This window comes from Bradyrhizobium sp. MI1.3 (assembly GCF_055811695.1).
Map to the genome: position 1 here is coordinate 51,472 of NZ_JBVVPQ010000049.1, position 8,255 is coordinate 59,726.

Genomic DNA, 8,255 nt, shown 5'->3' on the forward strand with positions numbered 1-8,255 from the left:
TTGAGCCGCATCGCCATTGTGCTCATGCGGTCGAACGCCGGCGCCAAAGCGCCGGCGCTCAAATCAAGTTTATTGGGCCAAGCCCACTGTTCCGGCCTCCGTCCTCACGACCGGCGGCGGATTCCACTTTCCGGTCAGCGCATCGGACTTCGGGCTATAAAGGCGCATGGTCAGATTAAAGGCTCCCTTCGGCGCCGGAAGCCAGTTCGCATCCTTGTCCTTGCCCGGGCTATCATTCTGGAAGAATATATCGAGCGACCCGTCTGCGTTGTACTTGAACGGCATCCAACTGCTCACGGCAAAACGGTTGAGCGCATTGCCGACCTGAAAACCTTCCGGGTCGTATAGCGTGATCGACCAGAAGGCGTTGACCGGCGGGGCGGCGCCCTTCTCGAACGTAATTGTGTACTTGTTGGCTCCATCCAGCGGCTTGCCGGTCGCGTCGCCGAGATTGAGCGGATAGATGGCATCCTCAGGCAGGTTCGCGCCCAGCCCAAGTTGGGCGACGATGGCCCGCTTCAAATAGTAGTTGCCGTAGACACCCATCGTATCGGTGTTCATCGACCAGCCATTTGCGACCCGCGCAAGTGTCGGCACTTTCCAGGCCATCAGCTTCTGGCCGTCGTGCGGAGCGGTCTCCAGCGCCCGTTGCAACACCGGATCGAGCTTGCCGATGTCAAAGCTCTTGCCGGGCTCGATGCCGATTTTCTTCATCTGCGCAATGATCGGCTCATCGGTAGCATGCGGCGGGTGAAGCTTGAGCAGTTCTGCGGCGCTGGCGAAGTACACGCCGGCCGACATGGTATCGACCTGGACCTTCGGCGGCGTCTTCATGTCGACGCTTGGGTCCGGCTTGAACTCGACCGGCTTGGGTGTCTTGCCGTACTCGGAAAGCAGCGTGACCTTGTAACCGGCCTGGATCTTATGGACGGCATCGTAATCGGGCGGGCCATCCGTCTTGGTGCGGCCGATCACCCAGACATGGGGCGTCGGCGCCTCGATGCGCTGGGTGTCGCTCGGAAGCTTGAATTCTTCCGCGAATCTTTCGCGCAGATCGGGCCGCCAGCCCGGGGGCGTGATCAGGAACGTGCCGGCCTTGGTGCCCGTCGTTCGCCAGCCTGGCGACGCGAAGACATCGGTCCACATGTCGAGCATTGGCAGCAGATAGTAGCGCTCACTTGTATCTGGTGCGGAGATGACGACAGGCTCCTTGGTCATGTTCAGCCAGGAGACGGAATACAGCGTGTCGAAGTTCGACCGCACCACGCCCTTGAAATTGGCCGGGGGGTATTCCGGCACGTTGACAAAGGTATTCATCGGACCTCTGAAATCGGTCGTGCCGTTGGTGAATTGCTTTCTCGAGATGTCCATCGACATGAGCGAGTAGAAGTAGACATAGGCATCCACTGCGATGGCATGCGCCTCTTGTTCGGTGATGGCCGGTGCAGTGCCCTGCGCCTGCGCGACAGGCACGGCCGCCGCACCAAGGCAAAGAGAAATTGTCAGCGTCAGAATTCCTCGAAACATGTCGAATCCTCCTCTTCTGATTTGGTGACCTCTGATTTGCGACTTCGTTCAATTCACTTTGTACCGTCGGAATGACCGCGTTCGAGGGTCTGAGCATTGAAGGTCTCAGCGTATTGCCTTGCAGCGTGGCGCCACCGGAATTCAGCACGAAGAGAAGAATGGCAGCAAAGCCGATGTCAGATGCGTTCACACCGCTCGCGGCGGTATGAATTGAAGTATTTTCGATCCAGCGCGAGGGGCGCTTATTGCTTGCAAGATAACGTGCGTCACCGACCGCATCAAACGCCGCACGGCGTCTGCAGAACTCGAAACAAATTGCTAGAAACAGAGATATAAAGCCTGGTCGAACTAGCGTCGCTTGAGGGGCATCTTCGGTCGCTTGCGCAATACGGGCCCTCTAGAATTACTTTAGCACAACCTGAACGTTTGGGCCAGCAGGGATCGTCTGCGTCTTCAATACCCCACTACTATCACAATCTGCCTCGTGTTCTTGCTCGCGCGATCGGGCTGGTTGCCCGAAACTGTCTCGGTGCTGGTCGGTGTGTTTACTCGCACAATATTGAGAGACAATCTCCTTCGTTCCCCTTGATTCAGATCAATACGATGCCCGCTCGGTCGCCTGATGAAATTGCTTCAGTGAAATCTCAAACGGGGAGTCCTGCATGAAGATTGTATTGCTGACCTTGGCGATGATAGGCGGCCAAACAACAATTCCAGTCAGCGAACGCGTCCCTCAACTCAATGTCGAGGCGACCTGCAAGGCCACCGTAGCCACTGACAAGGCGATGGGCCTGGATCTGGCGCAGTCCTACGACGATTGCATGCGCGACGAAAATTCCGCGCTGCAACAACTTCATTCCGTTTGGCTCACGAATTCCGACAGCCTTCGAACCCGATGCGAAGGCGAAGCGACGGCTGGCGGCAGTGACAGCTATGTCGACCTGCTGACCTGCATGCAAATGGCGGATTGGGCAAAATCGACTTCGGACGCTCCAAAATTGAAGGGAGCGAGCAAGAACCGAAACAAGCTGTGAGATGGCGCCGAGGATTATTTGCAGGCGGGTGCCGTGCCAAGTCCAGGCGCTCCCGCCCTAACCGCATCGCGTGATCGGAAGTCTCGGCACCGAGCCGACCGCCGGCTCGAAGCTGTTTGGACGCACGTTCCCTCGTGGCCTCAAAGGCGTCGATGGCCGGGACATAGGCGAGCGGACGCGACGCTGTCCTTCGAACGGATTAGCCCGGCCATGGCGCCATAGTAGCTTCAGCGCCCCAAGCTCCGTGACCGTAACCTCGCCGGCGCGCATTTGTATCGATTTGTTATCGATACGACGTGACGAACACGCAGAAGTGGTCGCGGCTATCGTCGCAAGCGGGGATAATTCATAGTTCGTCAAAGGTTTGCAGCGAATTCTCCGGATCGGGCCGGACAAACGGCCCATGCTGCTGGGCTCTGGAATGCAGACTCAAACGACCAGCTATTTCGCGCGGCTGTTCGCGGGCGATCTGTCGGCCTTTGGCGGTCCTGCAACCGACGAAGCCGTCACCGGCCATATCCGCGCCGAACAGATGTCGCTGGTGCTCGGCTATTCGGTCGGCATCATGCTGGCGAACGCCTGCAATGCTGCCGTACTCGCGATCGCGCTGTGGCAATCGCCCGACCGGATGTTCGCGCTGATCTGGGCGGTCGCCGTGGCCGGCGCTGCGATCGCGTTCGGTCTGCAATCCCACGCCGCGCGCCGCATCACCAAGCCGCAATTCGTCTCGCGCCGCGCCATGCATCGGCTGGTGCGCAATGCCTTTCTGCTCGGCGCCGCCTGGGGCATCGTCCCGGTCGCGTTCTTCCCAGGCGCTTCGACCGGCGGGCAGCTCGTCATCACCTGCCTTTGCTCGGGAATGCTGGCCGGCGGCGCGCTTGCCTTCGGCACGATCCCGATCGCGGCCATCGCTTTCACGGCGCCCATCTTCGTCGGGATCGCCATTTGCCTCGGCAGGAGCGGCGACCTCGCCTTCCTGCTGATCGCCTTTCTCGTCGTGGTCTACGGAAGCGTGTTGTTGCGCGGCGTATTCGTCAATTCATTCGCGTTCGCACGGCGCGTGATGCGGCAGATCGAGGCCGAGCGCACGGTGCGGCAGGACCCTCTGACCCATCTGCCCAATCGCGTCGCCTTCAACGAAACGCTCGATGCTGCCTTGAAGCGGCTCGCTCTGTCCGGCGAGGAATTCGCGGTGCTCCTGCTCGATCTCGATCGCTTCAAGGAGGTCAACGACAAATTTGGCCATCCCGCCGGCGACGAATTTCTGGTCCAGATCGCAAGCCGCCTGCAACGCTGCACCCGCGCGGCCGAGCATGTCGCACGCATCGGCGGCGACGAGTTCGCGCTGGTGATGGCCAATCTGGCGCGGCCGGAGGATGCGCTCGAGATCGCCGAGCGCTTCGTCGCGGCCTTCGACGAACCGTTCCAGATCGAGGGCCGCCAGATCGTCGGCGCGACCAGCGTCGGCATCGTGCTGGCGCCGCGTGACGGCAGCACGCAACTCGACATCATGAAGAACGCCGACACCGCGCTCTACCGCGCCAAGAAGGCCGGACCCGGCACGGTGTGTTTCTTCGAGGAAGCCGACGACCGCTCGTCACGCGACCGCAAGGCGCTGCAATCGGATCTGGAAGGCGCCATCGCCAGGGACGAGCTGTTCCTGGTCTTTCAGCCCTTTCTCGACCTCGGCGGCAACCGCATCACCGGCTTCGAGGCGCTGCTGCGTTGGCAGCATCCCCAGCGCGGACTGGTGCCGCCGAGCGAATTCATACCGATCGCCGAGGAAACCGGCTTGATCCACGAGATCGGCGAATGGGTCGTCCGCCGCGCCTGCGCGACGGTTGCCGAGTGGCCCAAAGAGATCAGGGTCGCCGTGAATTTCTCGGCCGCGCAGTTTCACAACAACGGTCTCCTCCAGATCATCGTGCAGGCGCTCGCGGACGCGAAGATCGCCCCGCACCAGCTTGAGATCGAGATCACGGAATCAATGCTGCTGTCGAAATACGCCTCCGCCGCATCCGTCCTGAATGCGCTGCTGGAGCTCGGCGTCACCGTGGCGCTCGACGATTTCGGCACCGGCTTCTCCTCGCTGACCTACCTGCGCAAGCTGCCGTTCAGCCGCATCAAGATCGACCAGTCCTTCATCCGCGACATGCTGGTGCAGCCCGACTGCGCCGCGATCGTGAAATCCGTGATTGGGCTCGCGCGCGACCTGCGCATCGGCGTGGTCGCGGAAGGCGTCGAGACCGCCGACCAGCTCGAATATCTGCACCAGATCGGTTGCGACGAAGTCCAGGGTTATCTCATCAGCCGGCCTGTGTCGGCGGATGGAGTCATGGCCCTGCTGGACACGAAGAAGCTGCGGGCAACCTACGCGGCGTAGGTGGAAATCAGATGGGCCCGAATGCCGACCACAAGGACGGTGAGCCCTCTCCCGCTTGCGGGAGAGGGCTGGGGAGAGGGTGTCTCCGTAGAGGGAATCCCCAAGAGGAGAGAGCCCTCACCCGCGCCTTCGGCGCGACCTCTCCCGCAAGCGGGCGAGGTGGAGCCCGCGGCGCCTTCCATTCCGCCAGATGGATCCCGCTGCAATTCGTTTAGACCGGATCCGCACGCAGCAGCGTATCCACCGTGATGGTGCCCCGTGCGCGGGAGACGCAGGCGCAGATCTTCTGGTTGCTTTGCTTCTGATGGTCGCTGAAGAAGACGTCGCGATGGTCGATCTCGCCGTCGATGGCGACCACGTCGATGGCGCACAGGCCGCATTCGCCGCGCTTGCAGTCGTACATCACGTCGTGGCCGCTGGCGTTGAGGACATCAAGCATCGAGCGCTCGCGCGGGATCTCCAGCTCGACATCTGAGCCCTTCAGGCGCACGCGAAATGTCTCGGTCGGCAGCGTGCCGCTCGAACCAAAAGTCTCGTAGCGAAGATCGGGAAGCGGATGGCCGGCGCCGATCCAGGCGTGGCGCGCGGCATCCAGCATTCGCATCGGGCCGCAGAACAGCGCCAGCGCGTCCTTGGGCACCGAGGCGAACAGCGCGTCGAGATCGAGCCGCTTGCCCTCATCGCTGGCGTGAACGACCAGGCGATCACCAAGCACGGCGGCGAGATCGTCGAGATAGGCGGCTTCTTTGCGCGAGCGCACCGCGTAGTGCAGCGTGACATCGGCGCCGCGCCGGGCCAGCGCCTGCGCCGCACCTAGGATCGGCGTGATGCCGATGCCGCCGGCGATCAGGCAATAATGTTGACGCGCCCAATCGACTGCGAGCAGCGAGGCGGGCGTCGTGATGTCGAGCCGCGCGCCCGGCTGCAACGACCACATATAGCGCGAGCCGCCACGCGAATCCTCGGCGCGGCGCACCGCGATCCTTAGACCCTGCGACGACGCTTCCCCGACCAGCGAATAGGACCGCGTCTCCGGCTGCCCGTCGATGGTGACGCTGATATTGATGTGGCTGCCGACCGCATAGGCGGCGCCATCGAACTGGTCCGGCCGGATCAGGAATTCGCGGATACTGGGCGCGAGATCGCGCGTCGAGACGAGCGTCGCCGGAATCCAGGTTTCGATGAAGCGCATGGTGACGGCCCTCAATCGGTTGCGGACTTGATCAGCGCGAGCGCTGGCAGCAGGTCGAGATGGGTCCGGTTGCGCAGTGCGAGCCGCAAATTGCGCACCGCGAGCCGCGCATGCTCGCGCATGACCGCTTCGGCACGGGCGCCTTCGCGATTCTCGATGGCGTCGATCACGACGCGGTGGTGCTCCTGCCCGATGATCAGGATCTGCTGCGCCTCGGGCAGCGCCGACTGCGCCATCACGAAACCGCTTGGGGACGCAAACGGCAGCGACGAGGCGCGGTCGATCTGCCGGATCAGCGGCGGGCTACGCGACAATTCGGTGAGCAGGGCGTGGAAGCGCGCGTTCAGAGTGACATAGGACGAGAACGCATCGACCGAGATCGGGACCTGGCGCAACAACTCGTCGATCGCGGCGAGGCACTCCTTCAGCGGCTCGAGCTCGCGCGCGGAGACGCCGCGCTCGGCGGCAAAGCGCGCGGCGAGCCCTTCCAGCGTGCCGCGCAGCTCGATGGAATCAGAGATGTCGCGCTCGGAGAATGCCTTCACCATGAAGCCGCCGGAGGGAATCGCCTCCAAGAGGCCCTCCTCCTCCAGCCGCACCAGCGCCATGCGCACCGGGGTGCGCGAGGCGCCGGTCGTCTCCACCGCCTGCAGCTCGGAGATGCGCTCGCCGGGGCGCAATGAACCCGACAGGAGCTGGTCGCGCAGCGCGAGCTGCGCCTTCACGGTCTGCGAGACGGAGCGGTCGACCTCACGCTCGGCCATGTCGGCTTACTCCGCGGCCTGGAGATGATGCGGCGGGTTTTCCTTTGCCACCATCTTGTCGATCAGCTTGCGCGTCCACATCGCACCGGCGTCGATGTTGAGATTGTAGAAGATGCGATCAGGGTTCTCGTCCATTGCGCGCTGCTGCGCCTCGAGGATCAGCTCGTCCTCGTGGAAGATGCCGGAGACGCCCTCGCGGATCTCGGTGGTGATGCGCTGCTCGCCGAGCTGATAATTGCGCACGAAGGCCCAGAAATAGTGGCAGGTCTTCTCGGTCTCCGGCGTGATGGTGTTGAGCACGAAGCCGTTGACGCCTTGCGAGCGGTCGCCTTCCGGCGCACCGGTGCCGGTCGGCGCCACGCCGACGTCGATGGCAATGGTGCACGGCGCCTCGAAGCGGATGATCTGCCAGCGGTCGACGAGCCCGGACTTGCCGAGTTGTTTCGCCCAGAACGGCGGCGCTTCGATGCCGCGCATCCAGCGCGTCACCGTAACAGTCTTCTCGGCATGGGTGACGTCGAACGGCGCCTCCGCGACCGCCTCGTTGCCGATGGACGAGCCGTGCACGAACGTCTCGTGGGTGAGGTCCATGAGATTGTCGAGCACGAGGCGGTAGTCGCAGTTGACGTGGATGGTCTTGCCGTCGCCGGCCCAGGCCGGGTCGTGATTCCAGTGCAGGTCGGGCACGAGCGCAGGATCGGCCAGCGCGGGATCGCCCATCCAGAGCCAGATGTAGCGATGACGCTCGACCACCGGATAGGCGCGCACGCAGGCCGACGGGTTGATGGTCTCCTGCGAGGGCATGAAGGTGCAGCGCCCTTGCGCATTGTATTTCAGGCCGTGATAGCCGCAGACGACGGTATCGCCTTCGAGCCGGCCCTTGGACAGCGGCACCAGGCGGTGCCAGCAGGCATCCTCCAGCGCGGCGACCGAGCCATCGGCCTTGCGGTACATCACGACGTGCTTGCCGCAGATCGTCCGCGGCAGCAGTGCCGGCTTCACATCGGCGTCCCAGGCGGCGGCATACCAGGCGTTCATCGGGAAGGGTTTTGTCACCGGTCTCACTCCCAAGGCTTATGGATACGTTATGTATACAATAGCGGAGGGACGGAATCGTTCAAGCGCGGATATGGTGTATTATAATACCTTAATACCAGATCGTGTATACATACATAGCTCCGCGGTCATTCCCCGCGAAAGCGGGGAATCCAGTACGCCGGGGCAGACGTTGGGTTCACACAACTTCCGCCGCGGCGTACTGGATCGCCCGCCTGCTGCTGTTTAGACCGGACAGATCACTGACAGGTGTTCGGAGACATAGCTGACACATCAAAATGGGCTGGTCTGGTCGATTC

Annotated in this window: 6 protein-coding genes; 2 read left to right on the forward strand and 4 right to left on the reverse strand. The window is 62.6% G+C overall.

Annotation, left to right across the window (positions count from 1 at the left end; genetic code table 11):
- Positions 1-69: 69 nt before the first annotated feature.
- Positions 70-1,527: a DUF1254 domain-containing protein gene (locus tag AC0L3A_RS28560; RefSeq protein WP_007595253.1), complete on the reverse strand. Its 1,458-nt coding sequence runs from the start codon at positions 1,525-1,527 to the stop codon at positions 70-72.
- A gap of 662 nt (positions 1,528-2,189) precedes the next feature.
- On the opposite strand from AC0L3A_RS28560, the gene AC0L3A_RS28565 reads away from it, so the two are divergent.
- Entirely contained in the window at positions 2,190-2,561 is a 372-nt protein-coding gene (locus AC0L3A_RS28565; protein WP_007595254.1) for a hypothetical protein, read from the forward strand.
- A gap of 421 nt (positions 2,562-2,982) precedes the next feature.
- Positions 2,983-4,944, forward strand: a complete 1,962-nt coding sequence (locus AC0L3A_RS28570) for a putative bifunctional diguanylate cyclase/phosphodiesterase (protein WP_035995188.1) — start codon at positions 2,983-2,985, stop codon at positions 4,942-4,944.
- Between the two features lie 211 nt (positions 4,945-5,155).
- Here the strand turns inward: AC0L3A_RS28570 and AC0L3A_RS28575 are convergent, their stop codons facing one another.
- The 3 genes from AC0L3A_RS28575 to AC0L3A_RS28585 are packed head-to-tail and all read right to left on the reverse strand — an operon-like array spanning position 5,156 to position 7,956.
- A complete protein-coding gene (locus AC0L3A_RS28575; protein WP_007595256.1) occupies positions 5,156-6,136 on the reverse strand; it encodes a PDR/VanB family oxidoreductase in 981 nt (326 codons plus the stop codon).
- A gap of 11 nt (positions 6,137-6,147) precedes the next feature.
- Entirely contained in the window at positions 6,148-6,900 is a 753-nt protein-coding gene (locus tag AC0L3A_RS28580) for a GntR family transcriptional regulator (protein WP_007595257.1), read from the reverse strand.
- A 6-nt stretch (positions 6,901-6,906) separates the two neighbouring features.
- A complete protein-coding gene (locus tag AC0L3A_RS28585) occupies positions 6,907-7,956 on the reverse strand; it encodes an aromatic ring-hydroxylating dioxygenase subunit alpha (protein WP_473255548.1) in 1,050 nt (349 codons plus the stop codon).
- Positions 7,957-8,255: the final 299 nt, after the last annotated feature.